This window comes from Nocardia beijingensis NBRC 16342, assembly GCF_001612785.1.
Lineage (GTDB): Bacteria > Actinomycetota > Actinomycetes > Mycobacteriales > Mycobacteriaceae > Nocardia > Nocardia beijingensis.
On record NZ_BDBC01000020.1, the window covers coordinates 178665 to 200529 of the forward strand.

General features: G+C 69.8%; 12 protein-coding genes and 1 tRNA gene. 8 read left to right on the plus strand and 5 right to left on the minus strand.

Annotation, left to right across the window (positions count from 1 at the left end; translation table 11 throughout):
* Positions 1 to 39: 39 nt before the first annotated feature.
* Entirely contained in the window at positions 40 to 1266 is a 1227-nt protein-coding gene (locus NB3_RS14930) for a DUF7159 family protein (RefSeq protein ID WP_157111803.1), read from the minus strand.
* A gap of 297 nt (positions 1267 to 1563) precedes the next feature.
* Between NB3_RS14930 and NB3_RS14935 the strand changes: the two genes are divergently transcribed.
* Complete coding sequence (locus NB3_RS14935; protein WP_228827362.1) at positions 1564 to 2184, plus strand: TetR/AcrR family transcriptional regulator; 621 nt, start codon at positions 1564 to 1566, stop codon at positions 2182 to 2184.
* 37 nt (positions 2185 to 2221) lie between these two features.
* Here the strand turns inward: NB3_RS14935 and acpS are convergent, their stop codons facing one another.
* Entirely contained in the window at positions 2222 to 2659 is a 438-nt protein-coding gene (acpS, locus tag NB3_RS14940) for a holo-ACP synthase AcpS (protein ID WP_043721202.1), read from the minus strand.
* A 76-nt stretch (positions 2660 to 2735) separates the two neighbouring features.
* Positions 2736 to 12053, minus strand: a complete 9318-nt coding sequence (locus NB3_RS14945) for a type I polyketide synthase (RefSeq protein ID WP_067802697.1) — start codon at positions 12051 to 12053, stop codon at positions 2736 to 2738.
* Between the two features lie 386 nt (positions 12054 to 12439).
* Here NB3_RS14945 and NB3_RS14950 point away from each other — a divergent pair.
* The 4 genes from NB3_RS14950 to NB3_RS14965 all read left to right on the plus strand — a co-directional run bounded on the left by NB3_RS14950 (position 12440) and on the right by NB3_RS14965 (position 16490).
* A tRNA-Leu gene (locus NB3_RS14950) sits at positions 12440 to 12521 on the plus strand.
* A 742-nt stretch (positions 12522 to 13263) separates the two neighbouring features.
* Positions 13264 to 13944, plus strand: a complete 681-nt coding sequence (locus tag NB3_RS14955) for a TetR/AcrR family transcriptional regulator (RefSeq protein ID WP_084486243.1) — start codon at positions 13264 to 13266, stop codon at positions 13942 to 13944.
* A gap of 246 nt (positions 13945 to 14190) precedes the next feature.
* On the plus strand, positions 14191 to 15909 hold the full coding sequence (locus NB3_RS14960; RefSeq protein ID WP_067802703.1) for a CocE/NonD family hydrolase: 1719 nt from the start codon (positions 14191 to 14193) through the stop codon (positions 15907 to 15909).
* 140 nt (positions 15910 to 16049) lie between these two features.
* The gene (locus tag NB3_RS14965; RefSeq protein ID WP_067802706.1) at positions 16050 to 16490 is read left to right on the plus strand and encodes a DUF6069 family protein; all 441 of its coding nucleotides are present in this window, start codon (positions 16050 to 16052) and stop codon (positions 16488 to 16490) included.
* Between the two features lie 319 nt (positions 16491 to 16809).
* Here NB3_RS14965 and NB3_RS14970 read toward each other — a convergent pair whose 3' ends face one another.
* Positions 16810 to 18399 (minus strand): MFS transporter, encoded by a 1590-nt coding sequence (locus NB3_RS14970; RefSeq protein WP_067802709.1) that lies wholly within the window; start codon positions 18397 to 18399, stop codon positions 16810 to 16812.
* 113 nt (positions 18400 to 18512) lie between these two features.
* Between NB3_RS14970 and NB3_RS14975 the strand changes: the two genes are divergently transcribed.
* From NB3_RS14975 to NB3_RS14985, 3 genes are all read left to right on the plus strand, one after another.
* Positions 18513 to 19181 (plus strand): TetR/AcrR family transcriptional regulator, encoded by a 669-nt coding sequence (locus NB3_RS14975; RefSeq protein ID WP_067802712.1) that lies wholly within the window; start codon positions 18513 to 18515, stop codon positions 19179 to 19181.
* Between the two features lie 281 nt (positions 19182 to 19462).
* The gene (locus tag NB3_RS14980) at positions 19463 to 20092 is read left to right on the plus strand and encodes a VOC family protein (protein ID WP_067802714.1); all 630 of its coding nucleotides are present in this window, start codon (positions 19463 to 19465) and stop codon (positions 20090 to 20092) included.
* 83 nt (positions 20093 to 20175) lie between these two features.
* Positions 20176 to 20550, plus strand: a complete 375-nt coding sequence (locus NB3_RS14985; protein WP_067802717.1) for a phosphomannose isomerase type II C-terminal cupin domain — start codon at positions 20176 to 20178, stop codon at positions 20548 to 20550.
* A 99-nt stretch (positions 20551 to 20649) separates the two neighbouring features.
* Here NB3_RS14985 and NB3_RS14990 read toward each other — a convergent pair whose 3' ends face one another.
* Entirely contained in the window at positions 20650 to 21795 is a 1146-nt protein-coding gene (locus NB3_RS14990; protein ID WP_067802720.1) for an esterase/lipase family protein, read from the minus strand.
* Positions 21796 to 21865: the final 70 nt, after the last annotated feature.

Below are 21865 nucleotides of genomic sequence, written 5' to 3' on the forward strand. Positions count from 1 at the left end.
GCCCGGCGCCGCAGGGGCGCCGGGCCGGAGTCGGGTGGATCAAGCCTGCAATACCTGCTGGGCGGCCCATTGCGCCATCAGGCGAAGGTGCTCGTCCCACCAGTCCGCCGCTTCCGGGGTGAACGCCGCGGGCGGTGGGGCCTCACCGGGGAACAGCAACGCGCCGTCGGGCGCGCCCACCTGGCGATCGGACGGGATTCCGGTCCCCGGGACGAGCGGCTCCGGCGCCTCTTGCTCCGGCGCGGCCGGGGCATCGGCGGCGACCAGCGGCAGCGGATGGTGCCGCGGGACCTGTCCCCAGCGCTGGTCCGGAAGCCACACCCCGGTCGTGGTGGCGTCGCCACCGTGCGGGCCGTCGAACGACTCGTCCGCCTCGGTGTCGGCCGGCCGGACCGGCTCCACCGGATGCGTCGCTCCGGCGCCCTCGATCCTGGCGTCGGTCACGACGGTCGGCACCGACCGGGAGGAATCGTTCAGCAGGTAGCTGCCGCCGATGACCATGCCGCTGGCCAGCACACCGGCCGCGGCGAACACCGCGACCCCGCCGCGCGGCCGAGCCGGCTCGCTCGCGGGCTTGGCATAGCTGTCCTGTTCCAGCCGTGCGCTCAACGCCGCGCCCGCGGCGGAGGCGAAAGCGCCTACCGTGCAGGGGATCACCGGAGCCCCGAATTTCTCGACCGCCGTCAGCACGGCCGAGCCCGCGCCCGCCGAGCCGATCAGCGCCACCGCGTCGGGCCGCGCGCCGGCCGCGTCCAGCTGATCCCACGCGGCCGTGACACCCATGCCGAGCGATCGCGGGGTCGCCCGGCCCGCCTGCCCCACGGCGGCGAGCACCCGGCGGCGGCCCCGGTCGACCAAGGTGAACGCGTGGTGCCCTGGCACCACCTCGCACACCAGGAGGTTGTCGTAGGCGTCGAGCCACGTCATCATGCTCGCCACGCTCAGGTGGGCGGATTTCACCGAGACCATCGAAGCGCTGTGCCACCGGCCCGCCGCCAACCTGGTCACGATGGCGCGCCGCTCGGCGGCGTCGCGATAGGCGACCGCCACGCCACCGACTTCTCGCTCCGCGCCGAGCCCAGCGGCCACGGCGTCCAGCGCGGCCTCCACCGCCGCGGCCACGTCCGCCTTGCTGTCGCCACCGGTTCGCTCGACCCGGCGCAGCAGCACCCGATCGGCCAGCTTCCTGCCGTCGGCCAGCGCCACCGCGTGCACGGCACCGCGTTCGGTCGAAACGCCGAGAGTCACCACAGATTCAGCTACCACTGATCACGCCTTCCCTCTGTGCATTGACCGAGCTCACGGGCTTGCCGAAAGCCATGAGCCCCATGGATTCCCCTGCTCGGAACACACGTCGCGATGCACGCGCGCTCGGTATAGGTTCGATGCCGCATCGGTTACGGATGGGTAGCGGAAATCCAGCCGACTGGACGGGAACGACGGATGCGCGTATCGCACGCTTGTCCCTACCGTTAGCCTGGATGCGTGGAAGTACGCGCGGAGGCCAGGGTGAAGCACCGTCTGGACCCTGCGTTGGAGCTGCAGGCCGACCCACAGGAGCTCATGCCGCGACGCCGGCCGACGCAGGAACGTAGCAAACGAAAGTTCGACGCCTTACTCCAGGCGTCCAGGGAACTGCTCGTCGAGGTCGGGTTCGAGTCGTTCACCTGTGAAGAGGTGGCGGCAAGGGCGGAGGTGCCGATCGGCACGCTGTATCAGTTCTTCGCCAACAAGTACGTCATCGTCTGTGAGCTGAATCGCCAAGACCTGGTTGCCGTTTCCCAGGAGCTGGCCGACTTCCACGGTGAGATTCCCTCGCTGGACTGGTTGCGGCACATGAACCAGTTCGTCGACCACCTGGCCAACCTCTGGATGACCGACCCGTCCCGGCGGGAGGTGTGGCTGGCCATGCAGTCCACGCCGTCCACCCGGGCTACCGGGGCGATCCACGAGAAGCAGTTCGCCGAGGTCGTCTCGCAGATGCTGCGCCCGCTCACGCCGCGCACGCCGCGGGCACGGCGCACCATGATGGCCGAAGTGCTGGTGCACGTGGTCTATTCGATGCTCAACTTCTCCGTGCAGGACGAGCAGAGCAGCGCCGAAGCGGTCGCCGAACTCAAGCGGCTGATGGTCGCCTACCTGCTGGTCGCGGAGAAGGAATCCCGCACCGGCGGCCAAGGATAACCGGTGGTCCCGGCCGCGACCGGGACCACCGCGCTGCTCAACCGGCGCTGTCGCGGCCTTCGATGAGGTCGGCCAGCTCGCCCGGGTCCTCCAGCACCACCATGGCGGCGGCGGTGTCGCCGTCGTGCGTCAGCGAGAGGTGGACCCGCACCCGAGGCAGGAATTCCGCGGCCAGGCCGTGCAGCTTGATGCTCGGCCTGCCCCACGCGTCGTTGACCACCTCGATCAGCGGATACGGGTTGTCCCCGATCTGCGGGCGGCGGGCGAACCGCGACGACGCCCATGCTTTGAGCACCGCCTCCTTCGCCGCCCACCGCGCCGCGTAGCTGCGCGCCGGGTCGGTCCCTTTGCTCTGGCAGTAGCGCCGCTCTCCCGCGGTGAAACTTTCCCGGAGCATGGTCGTTCCGGCGCGTTCGAGCTGTTCGGCGAACTCGGAGATGGTCACCAAGTCCAAGCCGATACCGAGGATCGTCATAGGCGGGCAGCCTACGACGTGCCCGGCGCGCCCGCGCGCGGACCCGGCGCGGCGAGTTGCCCCGCCGCGCTTCCGGTTACGCGCATCCGATGCCCTTCGCGCGGTAGGCGCCGTCCTGGTCGAGGCGCGCCTCCGGCGACAGCAGCACGTCGGCTTCGAGCTGCCGCGCCCGCTGGGACGGCGTGCCCTCCCCGCCGAGCCTGCGATCCGCGGGACGCTCGTACAGCGGAGCGCCGCCGCACATCGCCTCCACGAACCGCTGCCGTCCGGCCAGCTGACGCTCCTGCGCCTTGCGCTGGTACTCCTCGCGCCGCTCCGGCTCGATGGCCTGGATGAACGCCTCCGGGTGCACGACCGCCAGCAACCCGTTCACGTGGCCGAAGCCGAGCGAGGTGACCAGGCCCGCCTTCAGCGGAAGGCGGCCACCCAGGCGCAGCGGTTCGCGCAGCCACACCAGGTGCGGGAAGGCGAGCATCTTCTCGTCGACGCAGTCGAGGCTGCGGTTCGGCGGGATGACGCCCTGCTCCAGCACCTGGCACAGGCCGATGAGCTGGAAGGCGGCCGCGCCGCCCTTCGCGTGCCCGGTGAGGGTCTTCTGCGAGACGACGAACAGCGGAGCGCCGTCCGAACGTCCGATGGCCGTCGCGAGACGCTCGTGCAGTTCGGACTCGTTCGGGTCGTTGGCGGCGGTCGAGGTGTCGTGCTTGGACACCACCGCGATCTCGTCCGGGGTGACGCCGAGCTTGCGCAGTTCGGTCGCCAGCCTGGACTCCGTCCCGCCACGACCGGCGCCGAGCGCGCCCAGACCGGGAGCCGGGATGGAGGTGTGCACGCCGTCGGCGAAGGACTGCGCGTAGGCCACCACGCCCAGCACCGGCAGACCCATCTCCAGCGCCACGCTGCCGCGCGCCAGCAGGATCGTGCCGCCGCCCTGCGATTCGACGAATCCGCCGCGGCGGCGGTCGTTGGCGCGGGAGAAGTACCGGTCGCTGATGCCCTTGGCGCTCATGGCCGCGGAATCCGCGGTGGCCGACATGTCGCCGAAGCCGACGATGCCCTCGATGCCGAGATCGTCGTAACCACCGGCCACGACCAGGTCGGCCTTGCCGAGCCGGATCTTGTCGACGCCCTCCTCGACCGACACCGCGGCGGTGGCGCAGGCCGCCACCGGGTGCACCATCGCGCCGTAGCTGCCGACGTAGGACTGCACCACGTGCGCCAGCGCCACGTTCGGCAGCGCCTCCTGCAGGATGTCGTTCGGGCGCGACTCGCCGAGCAGGTTGTCGATGTACAGCGAGCGCATCGAGGACATGCCGCCCATGCCGGTGCCCTGCGTGTTGGCGACCAGCGAGGGATGCACCCAGCTCATCAACTCGGCGGGGCTGAACCCGGAGCCGATGAACGCGTCCACCGTGCAGACGATGTTCCACAGCGCGACCCGGTCCACCGAAGCGGCCATGTCGGGCGAGATACCCCAGATGGTGGGGTCCCAGCCGGTCGGGATCTGACCGCCGACGGTGCGCGAGAGCTTCGCCCGGCGCGGCACGCGGATCTCGGTGCCCGCCTTGCGCGTCACCGTCCAGTCGCCGGAGCCCTCGACCGGCGTGATCACCGTGTGCTCCGGGTCGGCGGCGTAGAAGGCGCGGGCCTCGGCCTCGCCGCCCACCGTGAACGACAGGTCCTGGTCGAGGAAGACCGAGGTCATCAGCGGGGCCGAGTTGTCGGTCATGGCGCCGTCGTCCTCGTAGCGGCGTACACCGCAACGGGCGACGACGGCGTCGTGGTAACGCTCGGCCAGCTCGTGCTCGGGCACGTAGTCACCGGACGCGGCGTCGTACCAGCCGGGCTTCGGGTCGTTCTCCCAGGTGACCATGCCGGTGGTCCAGGCGAGTTCCAGCACGCCCGCCGCCGACAGCTCGTCGGAGACCTCCATCTCGAAACGGGTGCGCGCCGAGCCGTACGGGCCGAGCTCGCCCGCGCCGACGATGACCACCATGTCGGCCGGGTCCGCGGTCACCTCGCCCCACTCGGGCACCGGCAGCGCGGAGGTCACGGTCGGCGGCGCGGGCAGCGCCGCGATCGTGCGGCCCTCGTCCGCGTCGGTCTCCGCCTCCGCCTGCTCCGCGGCCTGCTTGGCCAGCGCCGGCAGGTCCAGCTTGGCCCTGGCCAGCCCACCGGTCAGGTCGATCTGCTGCGGGCCGCTCGCGGTCACCTGACGGGCCCTGGAGGTGCACCACTTGAGCAGCTCGTCGGCCATCTCGGTGGTGGACCAGGTCTGCACGCCCGCCTTCTCGACCGCCTCGACCATCGGGTCGTTGTGGCCCATCAGGCCGGTGCCGCGCACCCAGCCGATCAGCGCGTGCACCAGGGTGACCCGGCTCGACCACGACTTCTCGGCCCGCCACTTGGCGACCACCGCGTCCAGCGCCGCCTTCGACTCGCCGTAGGCGCCGTCGCCGCCGAACATGCCGCGGTTGGGCGAACCCGGCAGCACCACGTGCAGTTTCGCGTCCACGTCGTGGTCGGCGCCGAGCTTGGACAGCCCGCCGATCAGCCGTTCGACCGACCACAGCAGCACGCGCATCTCCAGCTCGGCGCGCGCGCCGGCGTCGGCGAGGTCACCGGCCACCCGAGGCGCCGCGAACGGCAGCAGCAGGGTGGGCGTCATCGCGTCCTTGATCTTGATCTTGGCGCCGCCCGCGCTGTCGATCTGCTCGCTGCCGATCCAGTCGATCAGGGCATCGACGTCCTGGTAGGACGCCATGTTGGCGGGAACGACCCACAGGGCCGCGCCGTGGCGAGCGTTGTCGCGGTACAGCTTCCGGTAGAAGGCGAGGCGTTCGTCGTTCAGCGACGAGGTGGTGACCACCACCGTGGCGCCACCGCTGAGCAGCCTTCCGGTCGCCGCCGCGGCGATGGATCCCTTGCTCGCCCCGGTGATCACCGCGATGTCGGAGGACCACAGACCGGGCTCCTCCGTGCTCAGCGCCGCCTCTGCGATGCGCTCGTACAACCCCGCCAGCACCGAACGCGCCTCGTGCATCGCGCGCTGCCGCCACCAATTGGCTTGCGCCGCAACGGCTTCACCAGCGCCGATGAACCCGGTGACCGGCCCGTTGGCGCTGCCCGCGTCGTCGGCGAGCCATAGCCGGGCCAGATCCTCGCGCGCCGTCGCCCACCGGTCGTCCAGCAGCACCGCCTTGCGGGCGTCGAACGCGGGCGCGACCAGACGCGGCCAGTCCGAACCGAGTTCGGCCGACACCAGATCGACCAGGGAGTCCTCGGTGACTTCCGGCGCCGACACGCGCTCGGACAAACCGAGCTGTTCGAGCACGACGCGCGCGGCCGTGGCCAGCACGCCGTCGCGACCGGTGATCTGCTCGGTGAACTCGCCCAGCGCGGCGGCGTCGACGGTCGCACCGCCACCGCCGCCCGCCGACGGCAGCGACACCGCGACCCCGCGGCGGGCCGCGACGGCCTGCACGGCGGCGTCGATGGCCGCGTCGACCGAGGCGGCGTCGCTCAGCGCGCCGGAGACCAGCCCGCCCAGGTCGCCGCCGCGCACGCTGGTGCCTTCCCTGGTGCCGAGCGACACCTCGGCGGTCACGTGGCTGGCCCACCCGTCACCGAGTTCCCAGACCTTCTTGACCCGGTCCGCGATGGCGGCCGGTCGCTTGCCGGACGGACCGAACACCTTGCGCAGATGGTCGCCGATGGCGTCGGTGAGCACCGTGCCGAACGGACGGTAGGTGCGGGCGAGCCGCTCCACCGTCGCCGACAGCGCGCCCATGTCGGCGTCGGCCGCGCCGTCGATCGCACCGAGCGACAGCTCGGAGCCGAGGTCGACCAGCAACTGGTTGCGGCGGGACGACACGCCGTCGCACAGGCCCTCGATGGTGTCCACCGGGCCGATCTGGTCCAGCCGCAGCTTGGTCCACAGCGCGATCAGCACGCGCGTGGCGTCGGCGGCGGTGAAGGCGATGTCGTCCGGACGCGGTCCGCCCGAACTCGGCGCGGGTGCGGCCACGGGGGCGGCGGCGACGGCCGCTGCCGGAGCCGCGGCGGCGGCGGGCTCGTCCACCGGTTCGTCGACCGGGGCGGGATCGGTGTCGGTCGCGTAGACGATCGCCGCCTCGCGCTCGATGTTTAGCACCTCGACCTTGGCCCCGCCGAACGCGGGCAGCTTCAGCGTCTGGCTGGCCAAGTTGGCCACCGTCGGCGTAGCGCCGAGACCGATCTCGACGAACCGCTCCACTCCGAGCCCACCCTGCGCGGGGTCGGTGAACAGCAGGTCCTGGGTCTCGATCCAGCGCACCGGGCTGGCGAACTGCCACGCGAGCAACTCGATCAGCACCACGCGGCACAGATCGACCGGCCGCGCCGCCCAGCTGTCGAAGTCGGCCAGCACCTCGGTGAGCGGCTCGGACGGCACCAGGTCCGCGATCTCCTGCACGAACGCCCGCTCCAGCGAGAACAGCCTCGGCACCAGGTTCGGGATGTAGCGGCCGACCAGGGTCGCCGGGTCCAAGTCCACCGGCAGCAGCTGCTCGAGCTTCTGCCGGAACTCCGGAACGCCCTTGCGCAGCACCGTCGAGTGGAACGGCACATCGATGCCGGGGACCAGGATGAAGGCGCGCTTGCCACCGAACTCCGCACGGCGGCGGTCGATCTCCACCTCCAGGGCGTTCAGCCCGGCCACCGTGCCCGCGATCGCGTACTGCGAACCGCGCAGGTTCAGGTTGACCACCTCGAGGAACTCCCCGACCCGATCCCCGACTTCCTTGACGAAGTCGACGACCTCCGCGTCGGGCAGTCCGATCTGCGAGGGGCGGATCGCGGCCATCCGGTAGTCGCTGCGTCCCTGCGCGTCCCGCGGCACCAGCTCGTGCATCGCGGAACCGCGCTGGAACACCACCTCGAGCACCGCCTCCAGCGGCAGCACTCCGGCGACGGCGGCCAGCGCGTTGTACTCGCCCACCGAGTGGCCCGCGAGCAGCGCGCCCTCGACGAACGCGCCGGACTCGCGCAGCTCCGCCATCTGGGCGACGCCGAGGGTCGCCATGGCGACCTGGGTGAACTGGGTCAGGTGCAGCACGCCGTCCGGGTGCCGGTGCTCGACGCCGCGCGCCTTCAGGTAGGTCGGGTTGTCCCGCACCACGGCGAGAATCGAGAAGCCCAGCGCCGCACGGGTGTGCTTGTCGGCGCGGTCCCAGATCTCCTTGGCCGCCTTCGACCGGGAGCGGGCGTCCAGCCCCATCCCCTTGCGCTGGATGCCCTGGCCGGGGAAGGCGTAGACGGTCTTCGGCGCCGCGGTGCGACCGGTGGCGGTCATCACCAGCTCGCCTTCGGTGCGGCAGGAGACCTCGACGATCTCGCTGCCGGCGTCGAGCGCGACCCGCTCGACGCGCACATCGATCTGCGCGCCGGGGCGGACCATGCCCAGGAACCGGGTGGTCCATGCGGTCAGCGTCCGCGCGGGTACCGAACTCGCCGGATCCACCGCCGATACGACGTGCTGCGCGGCCGCCGACAGCCACATGCCGTGCACGATCGGACCGCCGAGCCCGGCGAGCTTGGCGGCGGCATCGCTGGTGTGGATCGGGTTGTGGTCGCCGGAGACGGCGGCGAAGGCGTGCATGCTGCGCGGAGCCACGATCGTGACGTCGCGGCGACGCCGGCGCGGGGTGTCGGTGGCGGCGTCGGACACCGTGCCCGCCGCGCGCGGCGGATCGGCGAGTTCGCCCGCGCCGGTGCGTCCGCGGATCGCGAATCGCTCGGTGAGGGTGGCCAGCACCGGCATCGACATCCCGGTCTCCGGCTTGTCCAGCATGGCGGTGATCCGCACGTGCACCTCGACCACGCGGCCGAGGTCGGTGTCGACGGTCTCCCCCGCCTCCGCGCGCACCGCCAGCACGCTGGTCTCGGCGGGCAGCGCACCGGCGAGATGCACCTGGTGGTCCAGGTGGACCAGGTCGAGCATGCCCTCGATGACACTCTCGCCCCGCGCGGTCCTGGTCGCCCCGAGCACCGCGAACACGGCGGGCCAGCACGCGCCGACCAGCACGTCGGGCACGGTGCGGCCGAGCGTGCTCAGCGCGGCGGGCAGACCGGAGCCGGTGACCCCGGCGTGATCGGCGATCAGGTCCGGCGTCCAGGCCAGGTTCACGTGGGCGACCTTGCCCTTGACCTCGGGCAGGTCCTGGCCCGCCGCGACCGCGAGCAGCGCGGACATGGCCTCGTCGGCGTCGGCCTCGGTGACGACCGGGGCGCCGCCGTTGTAGACCGAGGTCGGCACGGTGAGCCGAATGCGGACCGCGTTGCCTGCCAGCAGCGGGACGGTCAGTTCCACGTAGGCGTGCTCCGGCTCCGGGCCGGTGGTCTCGACCAGCGTCGCGCCGCTGGGCGGATGCACCGCGCCCTTCCCGTCGACGACCCACTCGGCCAGGTCGCCGAGCCGGTGCACCGGGTTGATCGCGGTGCGCCCGGCCCACTGCACGTCGGGGGCGGCGAGCACGGCGTCGATCGGACCGGCGGTGACGCCCGCCGTGCGGCGCGCGTCCACCGGGGCCGGCGCCACGCCCGCGCGCACCAGGGAGTACGCGGTGTCCTGTTCGAAGCGGTCGAGCAACTCGCCGACCGGCTCGTCGACCCGGGTGATGCCCGCCACCGAGACCGTGCCGGGAATGACGCACACCTGATCGGCCGAGTAGCGCGGATCGTGCGCCTGCCACAGCGAATCCGAGCGCCACCAGCGGCGCACGTCGCCGTCGACGACCGGAACGAAGTTCACCGGCTTGCCAGGGGTCTTGCACAACGCGATGAAGAACGGGACGTCGGCCGGGTGCAGCAGCGTCCGCGCCGTGGCGGGGTAGGCGTCCTTCAGCGCGCACAGCACGCCGACCGGGTCCTCGAAGTCGTCGTCGCTGGCGAACAGCGTGGGGATCTCGCCGCGGTCGGCCGGGTGCAGCCGGGACTCGGTGCGGCGCACCATCTCCGCGAACCGGTCGCGCCAGGTGATGTCCAGCCACACCGAACGGGTGGCCTCCGCGATCGCGTCGCCCAGGTCGCTGCCGCAGTCGAAGTCCTTGCGGCGGTCCAGGCCGACGGCGAGCTCGACGTAGCGCTCCAGCCACTCCTGGTAGGTCATGGTGCCCAGGTCGCCGAAGTACGGCTTGGCCGTGGCGTTCAGCGCCGCGATGATCTCGTCCCTGCGCGCCGCGACGGCGTCGGCGTCACCCGCCACCTCGTCCAGCAGCCGGCCGGTGCGCGAAGCGGCGTTGTCGATCTCGTGGATGTCGGCGCCCAGCTGGCTGCGACCCGAGGCCATGCCGCCGGACGCGGTGCCCGCACCGACCCAGTCCGGGGTGCCGGGTGTGTCCACGAGCAGTTGCTTGACCTCCGGCGCGGTGGTGGCTTCCAGCGTGGCCATGGCCGCGGTGCCGACCAGAACGCCGTCCAGCGGCATCACCGGGTAGCCGTGCCGCACCGCCCACTGGCCGGTGAGGTACTCCGTCGCGCGCTCGGGGGTTCCGATGCCGCCGCCGACGCACACCACCACGTTGGCGCGGTTGCGCAGCTCGGCGTAGGTCTCCAGCAGCAGGTTGTCCAGGTCCTCCCAGGAGTGGTGACCACCGGCCTTGCCGCCCTCGATGTGCATGATCACCGGGTAGTCCGGCACCTCGTCGGCGATGCGAAGCACGGCCCGGATCTGGGCGACGGTGCCCGGCTTGAACGCGACATGGCTGATCCCGACCTCGGTGAGTTCCTGGATCAGCGCGACGGCTTCCTCCAGCTCCGGAATGCCCGCGGTCACGATGACGCCGTCGAACGGGGCGCCCGCCGCACGGGCCCGCTGCACCAGCCGCTTGCCGCCGAGCTGGAGCTTCCACAGGTAGGGATCGAGGAACAAGGAATTGAACTGCACCGAGCGCCCCGGATGCAGCAGCTTCTTCAGCTCGGCCACCCGGTCGGCGAAGATCTGCTCGGTGACCTGTCCGCCACCGGCCAGCTCCGCCCAGTGGCCCGCGTTCGCCGCGGCCGCCACGATCTTCGCGTCGACCGTGGTCGGGGTCATGCCCGCGAGCAGGATCGGCGAGCGCCCGGTCAGCTTGGTGAACGCGGTCTCGACCACGATGCGCCCGTTGGGCAGCCGCACCGGCCGCGGCGCGAACGCCGACCACGGGGTCGCCGGCTCCGGCGCGGCGCCGGGAGTGAGCAGGCTGCGCTGGCCGGCGCGGGTCGCGGCCGCGACGATGCCGAGGCCGGTGCCCTTCAGCGTGCCGCCCGTGACGCGGGAGAGCAGATCACCGGGGCCGAGGTCCAGAATCCACTCCGCGCCTGCGGCGATCACGCCATCGACGACCTCCACCCAGTCGATCGGATCGACCAGGATCTGCCGCGCCAGCTCACCCGCCAGTTCCGCGTCCAGGCCACACTGGGTGGCCCAGCTGCTCACCAGGTCGACGGTGTCGGCCAGCGCCGGGTGGTGGAACGCCACGTCGACGGCCACGTCCTCGAAGACCGGAGCGAACACCGAGCCGCCGCGCACCTTGGCGTCGCGCTCACGCGCCTGCTCGTCGTGGATCTGCCCACACCGCTGCCGCACCCGCTCCAACTGTGCGGGCGGTCCGGACAGCACCGCGCGCCGACGTCCGTTGCGGATCGAGACCACCACGGCGTCGGCGGGATCGTCTCCCGCGCACACCTCGGCCACCACGGCGCGCAACTGCTCGGGATCGACATTGGACACCGCGACCATCGGCGAGCGCTCGCCCACCGGCATCAGCCCACGCCTGCGCGCCACCAAACCAGCTGCGGCGCCGATCATCTGGGCCACCGCGAGCAGCTCGGCGTCGCGGGCGCCACCGGCTTCCACCGCGGCGGCGGCGAGCAGGCCCTGCGAGTGCCCGACGATCGCGACCGGCGCATGCTCGGCCGGATCCAGACCTTGCAGCCGCAGCGCACGCACGGCCGCCACCTGGGTCAGCAGCACACCAGGCATGGACACCGCCGCCGAGCGCAGCACCGCTTCGGACGGAGCCGCGGACGCCTCAGCCTCGTCACCGTCGGCGAGCTCGTTCTCGAGCATCCACCCGATGGGATCGAAACCGACGGGACGAACCACCAGCAATTGCGCCGCGACCGGCTCGAGCAACGTGGCCGCCTCGTTGACCAGCGCGGTCAGCTCCGGCTCCAGCGCGCTGTCGCGCCCGATCTCCTCCAGTTCACGCAGCCACTGCGCGCCCTGCCCACCGAAGGCGAGCGCGTACGGCACGCCGCCGAGCAGACGATCCAACAGCGGCGACCGCGCCCCGCCCGACGCGGCCTTCCCGGCGGCGGCAACCACCTTCGTGCTCTGTCCGGACTCGGTCTTGGTGCTCTCGTTGATCGTCAAGACGCTTCGACTTCCTTCTCCATGCGACATGCCTCGGCGACACGCCGGTCCCTACCGGTTCACGAGTGATCGCGGGTGATCGGCCTGATAGGGGCGAGGATGACACAAAATCATGAGGAAATCCTCACGTTTGCCTCCGGGCGTGGCCGTTACTTAGGAGTATTTCCGTACGTACGTACCAGAATAGTGGTGAACATGACTCCGCCTCATGTTTGAACCCGCTGGTCCATCGGGTTACCAACACGTACGAAACATGAGTGCCCCTCATATTGAGGTTCACCAAATCGTTATAATCCCAGGTGGGGTTACTGACGAGTACGCCACGCCAACCCAATGCTTCGCTATGACCGTTTGGCCCGGTAGAGTTTGGACGGTCGTACCATCAAGCGCGAGTGGCGAAATTGGCAGACGCGCCAGATTTAGGTTCTGGTGTCCACGGACGTAGGGGTTCAAGTCCCCTCTCGCGCACAGATTCCCGTCAGTCGTGACGCTTTCCCGAGCCGGGTGTCGTAGTGCACCTTCACACCCAGAAGCACCCCCGGAAAAACTGCTCTGACCTGTTCCTATTCCTGGCCCATCTGCCGGACCGCCCCAACCTTGACCCCTGCGAAATGTTTGCTGGCACAGGCGGTTGGCGTTGATCGCGCCGGTCACCCCGCCGCAGGCGGCGTTGCAGATAATCGTTTACGTACCGCAGGTCACGAACCGCGTGGTTCGTACCGGCGACGGCGATGTCCCCTATCTGTCCATCGGCGGCAACGAAGGTTGCGTCCTCGACAAGCACACCGGCACTGCGCTCGAGTGTCGGCCGGGCACCCGACTGGAGCTGATCCCACTCGATGCCGGAGTGGTGCCGACCCGAAGGTCACCGGACGGACACGCCGTCATCGCATTGCCTGCCCGCGGACTCTCCGCCTCGGAGGCGGCCACGCGGACCGCGCTTGGTGGTCGATGGTCCGCTCGACGACGAATTCATCGCGCGCTGCATCGAGCACACCCTCATCCTGCACGGGGTGTCCCGCTGAGGGTCCGCGCCTTCGGCGACCGTGCTCAACCCGAACGGGGAGACCCCGCGTCCGAGGACCGCTCGAGCGCGGCCTTATCGCCGAGATTAATTTCACGGTATAGTGAAATATGTTTCAGCTGCCGCTGAACGCTATCGGCAGGCATCACGCGCGCTCGCGCGGCAGGCGAAAGAGGGCACTGGGGCATGGCGGTACGAGCGGGAAGGGGTCCGCGGGGGGAACGCGGCGCGCAAGCGGACCGCATCTTGGCGGTGGCCCGCAAGTCCTTCGCCGAGCGGGGTTACAACGGAACCTCGTTGCGGTCGGTGGCCAGGGACGCCGATGTGGACCCCACCCTGGTGAACTACTACTTCTCCAACAAGGCCGGATTGCTGAAGGCGGCGCTGGAGCCGCCGGAAGCCTTCGGCGCCGGCATCGCGGAGGCCGCCCGAGTGCCACTCGAGCAGCGCGGACGAGCCTTCGTGGAGGCGGCGCTGCGCATGTGGGACGACCCGGCCACCTCGGAGGTCCTGCGCTCGATCATCCTCGCGGCCAGTCACGAGCCCTTCGCCATGGAGCGCCTCCGTTCGGTCTTCTCCGCGCTCGTCCTGCAAGTGGTGTCGGCCAGCCTTCCGCACGACGAGGCCGAGCTGCGCTCGGATCTGGTCGCCACACAGATCGTCGGCCTGGCGATGACGCGTTATGTCTGGGGGATCGACCGCATCGCCGCTATGCCCTCGGAGCAGGTCGTCCGCCTGATCGCGCCGACTGTGCAGCACTACCTCACGGGCGCCCTCGGCGAGGACATCCATGACCACGAGCGACCGCTCGGGGCGGTGGGCGTCACCGCAAGCTCGACTGTTTCGGCGCAGACCGTCGACCGCTAGCACTGCCCGATACCCCTCCTGCGTGAGACCTCCCCTGTCAGGGCGCAGAGGCCCCGCGTGACGACCTCTCGCACCCGTCTTGATGGAGACGGCATTCGCGCCGCAATAGCTCGGCCCGGCTCATGACCGGCCCTCCTCCCTGCCGGACGTATTTTCACGCCGTATGGAAATTACTCTTGCTCCCGGCGTGCCGCCGCGCGTACGGTAAGGGCAGTTAATTTCCGTACGTGTGGAAATGAGAGTGTCATGGCGCGATACAAGGCCGCTGGAGTGGAGCCCGGTCAACGTCGGATGAACGGACCGCAGACCACCGGTCGTCAGTACCGCAACCTGTCTCCGGTCCTTCATGAGATGACGCGGGAAGACAATGTGCCCGTCCCGGTCCGCGACGGCACCGAGCTCCTGGCCGACATCCACCGGCCCGACGCGGAGGGCAGGTTCCCCGCCCTCATCGCGGCGGCCCCCTACCCCCGCCAGTTGCAGGACCTCGGCGCCCCGGCGGCCTTCATCGAGGCAGGCGCCAGCGACTTCTGGGTGCCGCGCGGCTATGCCCACGTCATCGCCAACCTCCGCGGCACGGTCGGTTCCGGCGGCGCCTACACCTTCTTCGACGGGCAAGAGCGCGAGGACCTGTACGACCTCGTCGAATGGGTCGCCGGGCAGCCCTGGTGCGACGGGAACGTGGGCATGATCGGCATCAGCTACTACGCCATGACCCAGTTGGAGGCGGCCACCCAGCGCCCGCCGCACCTGAAGGCGCTGTTCCCCTTCAACGTCACGGTCGGCGCACGGGAAGCCGCCTACCACAACGGCCTGTTGAGCGAAGCCTTCATCATCCCCTGGTTCCATGCCCTCGGCGTCCTGTCCGCCCACGGCGACCGCCTCTATCGCAAGGGCCTGTCCCGTCTCCTGCGCCGATTGCTCGCCGTCCCGGCCGTCCACCGGCGGTTCAGCCGGACCGACGGCGTCCAGGCAACCCGTGGCCTGCGGCTGGTCAGCCGCTTCCGCCACGCCGCCCACCCATGGAACGACCTGCTCGAGGCCGTGCTCACCGATCACCCCACTCGGGACGCGTGGTGGGACGACCGTGACCTGACCGGACCGCTCGCCGATGTCGACATCCCCGTCTACCTCGGCGGCGAGTGGTCCAACGTCCCCCTCCACCTCACGGGCCTCTTCCGAGCCAGGGACGCGCTCGCGCACAACCCGCACGTGCGCATGGCCATGCTCGGGGATCACAGCCTGCCCTGGCCTTGGGAGAGCATGCACATCGAGGCCCTCGCCTGGTTCGACCACTGGCTCAAGGACAGGGACACCGGCATCCTCGAAGGTCCCGCCATCCGCTACTGGCTACCCGGGGCGGAACAGTGGCGCACCGCCGACGTCTGGCCCCCGCAGGCCACCCACGTCGCTCTGGCCCTCGGCGCCGACGGCTCGCTGACGGCCGACGAGCGGCCGGGTGAACGCAGTTACGCCACCGACGGCGCGAACTCCATGCCGGCACAGCTCAGTTGGACCAGCGACCCCCTTCCCGATGACATCGACATGGTCGGCCACCCCGAACTGCGGCTTACCGCCACCAGTAGCGCGACCGACACGGCATGGATCCTGCTCCTGCAAGACGTCGGCCCCGACGGCAGGACCTCCGACATCACCCAGGGCTGGCTGCGCGCCGGCATGCGCCACGTCGACGAGGACGCGAGTGAGACGGGCCGCCCCGCCCTCACGCTGCGGGAGCGGATTCCCGTCCCTCCGGGCGAGCCGGTCGCCTACCGTATCCCGTTGGTGGCCAATGCCCGCCGATTCCGGCGCGGGCACCGCATCCGGCTGATCCTCACCAGCGACGACAATCGCAAGGATTTCCAGCCCATGCTGCTGTTCAGTCACGCTCCCGTCGGAACGGCGGGCATCAACACGGTGCACTCCAGCTCACGCCTGCTCCTCCCGATTCTGGAGGGCGAATGAACGGAATGCTCGCACGCCGCGACGCCCGGGTGGCCCGCTCGTCTCGACCGCCTGCTCGCCGGAACCGGCGTGCCATCCAGACTTCGCCGCGGCGCCCGAGCCCAGGCAAGACCGTCCCCGACCTTCGATGGAGTGCCCTGATGTCGTCCACCCGCCAGATCAACCCGAGCCCGCTGCGCCATGTATACGCGGTCGGCGGCGCCGTCCTGGCCACAGTCCTGCTGTGGGCCGCAGCCCACAGCCTCGGCGTCGAACTTCGCGTCGATACCCGCGACGGACGGCAGGCCCAGGTAGTCGGCCTGCCTCTCGTCGCGGGGAGCACGCTCGTCGTCGCCCTGCTCGCCGCAGCGACACGGAAGTGGTTGGACCGCTGGAGTGACCGGGCCCCGAGGGTCTGGACCCGACTGGCCGTCACGGTGTTGCTGGTGTCGCTCCTGCCCATGGCGTACGTCGAGGCGTCCGGCGGCGCCAAAGCCACACTCGCCCTCATGCACCTGGCAGTCGCCGCCGTACTTGTTCCGCTCCTGGCCGGGGGAAGCGGCGATCGTCCCGGAAGACAGCAGCACACCGAGAAGGTGTGATTCGACCGGCGCCCGAGCCACACCAGGGCAGTCCCACATCCGCACCCGACCGCACCCGTAGGGCCGAAGCAATGCAATGCCATGTCACAGTACGATTCCCGGGTTGGCCGCCGATGCACTACCGGGCCGAGTCCGTCGCAGCGCACACCTTCGCGAAGGCAGTGTGTCAAATGGGAGTGGCGACTATCCAAATCGATCAAGACATGCGGGAAGCGTTGCGCCCCATGCCATATCAGCGACTTTGGCGATGAAAGCACAACCCCGGCAGCGCGGGGAGCGAGAAATGGCGACCGGCCGCGGGGTCGGGGTTCGGACCGCGTCAACCGACAGTGATCTCTTCCTTGATCGCACTGGAATGGACGGCGGGGGCGTTCTTGTGCTTGCCGGGAAGCAGCGCGGCGACGGCGAGGGTGCCGATCGCCAGCACGATCGCCGCGATCAGGCTGGTGTGTGAGACCGCGTGGGCGAAGGCGGCATCGGCGGCGGACACCAGTTGTGCTGCCTGTTGATGCATGCCTGCCTCGTCGATCCGCTGGGCCACGGCCAGCGCGCCGCCGATGGAGTCCTGTGCCGCGGCGGCGGCTTCGGCGGGCATGCGGCCGGTGACGAGCGGGGCTATCTCGTCGCCGTAGGCGGTGCCGAGCAGGGAGCCGAGGATCGCGATGCCGAGCGTGCCACCCAGCTCCACCGAGGTGTCGTTCACCGCGCCACCCACGCCGAGCAACCGCTCCGGGAAGGCATCCATGATCGTGTCGGTGGCCGGGGAGACACTCAGGCCGATGGCCAGGCCCATCAGCACCAGCGGGCCGGCGAACGCCGCGTAGCCGGACTCGGCGTCGACCCGGATCAAGGCGACCAGCGCGAGGACGCCCAGCAGCATGCCGGCCACCACCATCGTCCGGAGCCCGAGGCGCGGCCTCAGCACGCCGGTGATCGCCGAGCCGACGAACACCGCGCCCGCCAGCGGCAGCAGCCGCACGCCGGTGGCGAGGGCGTCGTATCCGAGCACGAACTGCAGATGCTGCGTGACGTAGTAGATCGCACCGAAAGCGGCCAGGAAGAACAGCAGCACAGCGAGATTCGCACCCGCGAAGGCGCGATCGCGGAATTTGCGGATATCGAGCATCGGGTTGGGGTGCCGCAGTTCCCACGCGACGAACCCCGCAGCCGCGAAAGCGGCCACCACACCGGCGAGCACCGCGGAGGTGTGCCAGCCGTTGCGCGGACCTTCGATGATCATGTAAACCAGCGCCGCGACCGCGACGACAGACAGGCCGCCGCCCATCAGGTCCAACCGCTGTGTCGTGTGCGCCCGGGACGGCGGAACCACGATCAGCGCGGCGACGATCGACACGACCGCGATGGGAACGTTGATCAGGAACGTCGACGCCCAGCCGTGGCCGGTGAGCAGCCAGCCCGCCACCAGCGGGCCGACCGCGATCGCGAGCCCGGTGGTAGCGGTCCAGATCGTAATCGCCGTGGCACGTTCCCGTTTCGGGAAGGTCGCGACGAGCAGCGACAACGTCGCGGGCATGATCATCGCCGCTCCGGTCCCCATGATCGCTCGCGCGGCGATCACCCAGCCGGCACTGTCGACGGCCGACCCGAGCACCGCTCCGGCCGCGAAGACGGCCAGGCCGACGATGAGCATGCCGCGGCGGCTGTACTTGTCGCCGATCGCGCCCATGAGCAGCATCAGGGCGGCGTACGGGATGGTGTAGGCGTCCACGACCCACTGCAGGTCCTGGCTGGACAGACCCAGATCGAGGGTCATATCGGGCGCGGCGACGATCAGCGACGTATTCGTCATGACGCCGATCAGCACGCTCAGGCACAGCACGGCGAGCGCGGCCCAGCGGCGGCCGTACACGGTGCCCGGTTCCACTGGTGTGGTGGCTAGCAGAGACACATCGGTTCCTCTCCAAATTTGCACGCCGTTGTGCATTTGCACGTTGATGTGCAATCTAAGGAATTTGCACAACTGTGCGCAAGTGTGCGAGGCTGGAACGTGAAGGGACTCACATGACAGCGACCAGAACCACGACTTCCTCTGCGACCCCTGGCGCGCGAGCGCGGGCCAACCGGAAGCGGATCCTCGATGTCGCGGCAGCCGAACTGGCCCGCAATCCCGCGGCGAGCATGGAGGAGATCGCCTCCGCCGCCGGCGTCGTGCGCAGAACGCTCTACGGCCACTTCCCCACCCGCGAGGCGCTGATCGACGGTATCCTCGACCTGGCGTCCGAGGACATCGCGCACACGCTGCGCTCGCTCGACCCCGACGAGCCGGTGACGGTGACCTCCGCCCGGTGCACCATCGCCCTCTGGCGAGTCGGCGACAAATACCGCCTGCTGTTCCGGCTGACGGAAACGAACCTGGGTGCGCGGATCGAGGAACGACTGGCGCCCGTGCACGAACACGGCGCGACCATGTTGCGGCACGGCCAGCGGCTCGGCGTGTACTCCGATCACCTCCCCGCCGAGGCGCTGTCCCGCGCGCTCGCCGGGCTGGTCCTGGCCCTGCTCGAGGCGCACACCGACGGAACCTGGACCGACCCCGACCCCGACGTGGCGGCCGCCCGCGCCTGCCTGGTCACACTCGGCGTGCCGCCGGACGCGGCGGGTGAGATCGCCTCGGTCGCGGCTCGATTGGAGAATGCTCATTCGTCGGCCCAGGACGCCGCCGCACCGTAGCGCATCTACTCCTGACGGTGCGAGGCTCAGCTCTCGGGCAGCTGAGGAAGCTTCGTCCGGCTGATCGCGCGCTTCCTCCGGCTCGATCCCCCGGATCGGCCGCGGTCGGAGGTGTCAGCGCACAGCGCCGGCCGCGCCGGGGGCCGTGGTGACCCGGCGAGCACATCCGCCGGATTCGTCCGTCGCCCGAGCTGCCGGATGGTCTGGATGCCAGGGGTGGTGCACCGACCGGTCAGGAATCGAGAAGCGGCACGCGCCGCGGGGCGCCTAGCGTTGGCGGCATGAACCTCACCACTGATCAGGCCGCGATCGATTCCGTCGTGCTCGAGGTGCCGGACCCGGCCGCCGCCGAAGCCTTCTACGCCGCCGCGTTCGGACTCGGCGACACGGTGCGCCTGCGCGCTTCCGACGCTCCGACCACCGGTTTCCGGGGTTACGTGCTGTCTCTGGTGGTGTCGCAGCCGAGCACCGTCGACAGTCTCGTCGGCACCGCCGTCGAGGCGGGAGCGACGACGCTGAAGCCGGTCAAGAAGAGCTTCTGGGGCTACGGCGGCGTGGTGCAGGCTCCGGACGGCGCTATCTGGAAGGTGGCGACGTCGTCGAAGAAGAACACCGGCCCGGCCACCCGGGAAGTCGACAGCTTCGTGGTGCTCCTCGGGGTCGACGATGTCAAAGCGACCAAACAGTTCTACGTCGACCGCGGCCTGACCGTGGCGAAGAGTTTCGGCAGCAAATATGTCGAGTTCGCTACCCCGGCGGATTCGGTCAAACTCGCGCTCTATGGGCGTCGCGCCGCTGCCAAGGACGCCGGTATCGCACCGGAGGGGTCCGGGTCGCACCGGTTCGCCATCCGCGGCGCCATCGGCCCGTTCGTGGACCCGGACGGGTTCGCCTGGGAGGCCGCGCACTGAGCGGTCCGCCGCCCCTCGGCGACCACCGCAGGGTGCGCACCCCGACGAATTCCCGGAGCAGACCGCTGAGGCAGGATAGCGGCGTGACCGAATCCTCTCAGCGCCCATGGGGCAGCTACACCATCCTCACCGAAGGCGACGGCTTCAAGGTCAAGACCATCGAGGTGCACCCCGGCCAGCGCCTCAGCTACCAAAAACATTCGCGCCGCGCCGAGCATTGGTTCGTGGTAGCCGGAGCAGGGCTGGTCACTCTCGACGGCGACACCGTCGAAGTGCGCACCGGAGAGGCCATCGATATTCCACTGGGCGCCGCTCACCGCATTCACAACACCGGTCCGGCCCCACTGGTTTTCGTGGAGGTACAGCACGGCGACTATTTCGGAGAAGACGACATCGTCCGCCTCGAAGACGACTACGGGCGCACGGAAACGAATCAGCCGGCGCAAGAGTCCGTCTGACCGAATCGCCATCACCAGGCGGTCGTCCCGGTCACAAGAGTGTGCCCATCGAGCGAGGGACCAACTCGCTCGATGGGCACTTCGCCGTGGCGCGGCTCGTCAGAGTGAGCCGCCGCCACCCAGCAGCCACGGGTTGAACGTGCACTCCAGATTCGGGTGACCAACCGGATCCAAGGCCCGCAGCGCGATCGACAACGCGCGCGGCGAATACATCATCGTCAGATGATCCGACACATCCTGCTCGCACCCGTCCTGCAACGTGATGTTCTGCACCGACACTCCCGGCGCCGCTTTCAGGAACGTCAGATCATACGGATTGGTGATCTCGTCGTACCGGGTACCGACAATCGTGTAGTCCACCCCGGTGATCGTGTCGCCGTGTTCGTTCAGCTTGTTGACGAAATCCGAACCGATCGTCTGCTGAATTCCCGCATGCCCGACGAAGATCTCCACGAAACCGAGCACGTCGATTCCGAAGTTGTTGACTGCCCGGCCCAGCGCGCCGATGCCGTCCAAACTCGTCCCGTGATGCGTTGCGCCGTAAGTGATCAAATTCTTCACCTTCGCCGCACCGCCCTCGAACTTCGTGTACCAGTTCGACATCGACCCGCCCTGGGAATGCGCCACTATATCGACTTCCGACGCGCCGGTCGCCGCCAGCACCCGATCCACGAACACCGCCAGCTGTTTGGCCGAATCCTGGATGTAACCGGTGCCCATCACGCCGGGCAACACCGATCCCAAGCCGCCGCCTTCCAGAAGGTTCGACCGCCCATAGTTGAACGTGAACGTGCAGAATCCGGCGTCCTTGATCGGCTGCCCCATGAAGGCGAATCCGTTGTACGCATTCATCCACGTTCCGTGCACCAAGACCACCGGCCGGGGGTGCTCCGCCGTCGGCTTGCACGCCCAGTCGTTCGTCCCCGGCGGCGCCACATCCGGATGCGTCAATCCGTACCCGAACGCCGCCAGCCAGGACGTCATCGGCGGACCGAATCCCACTGTGTCACTGGCATAACCGCCCGAGGAACCCGAACTGCTGCCCGAACCGCCGTAGCAGTCACCGGAGCCGTTACCCGACCCGGCTCCACTCCCCGACGTGCACGCCGAACCCGACCCCGCGCTCCCCGAATCCGCCACCGGCGCCGCTTTACGGCCCGCCGCGATGTAATCGGCCAGCTGCTGCTCCGTCGGTGCTGCCTCGGGCGCCGCGTGCGCGGTCAGCACGCTCAACCCCATTGTCATGGTCGCGGTTACGGTGAATACGGCGGTACGCAGTATTCGCCGACTGACGCTTGATCTCATCGAATGCCTT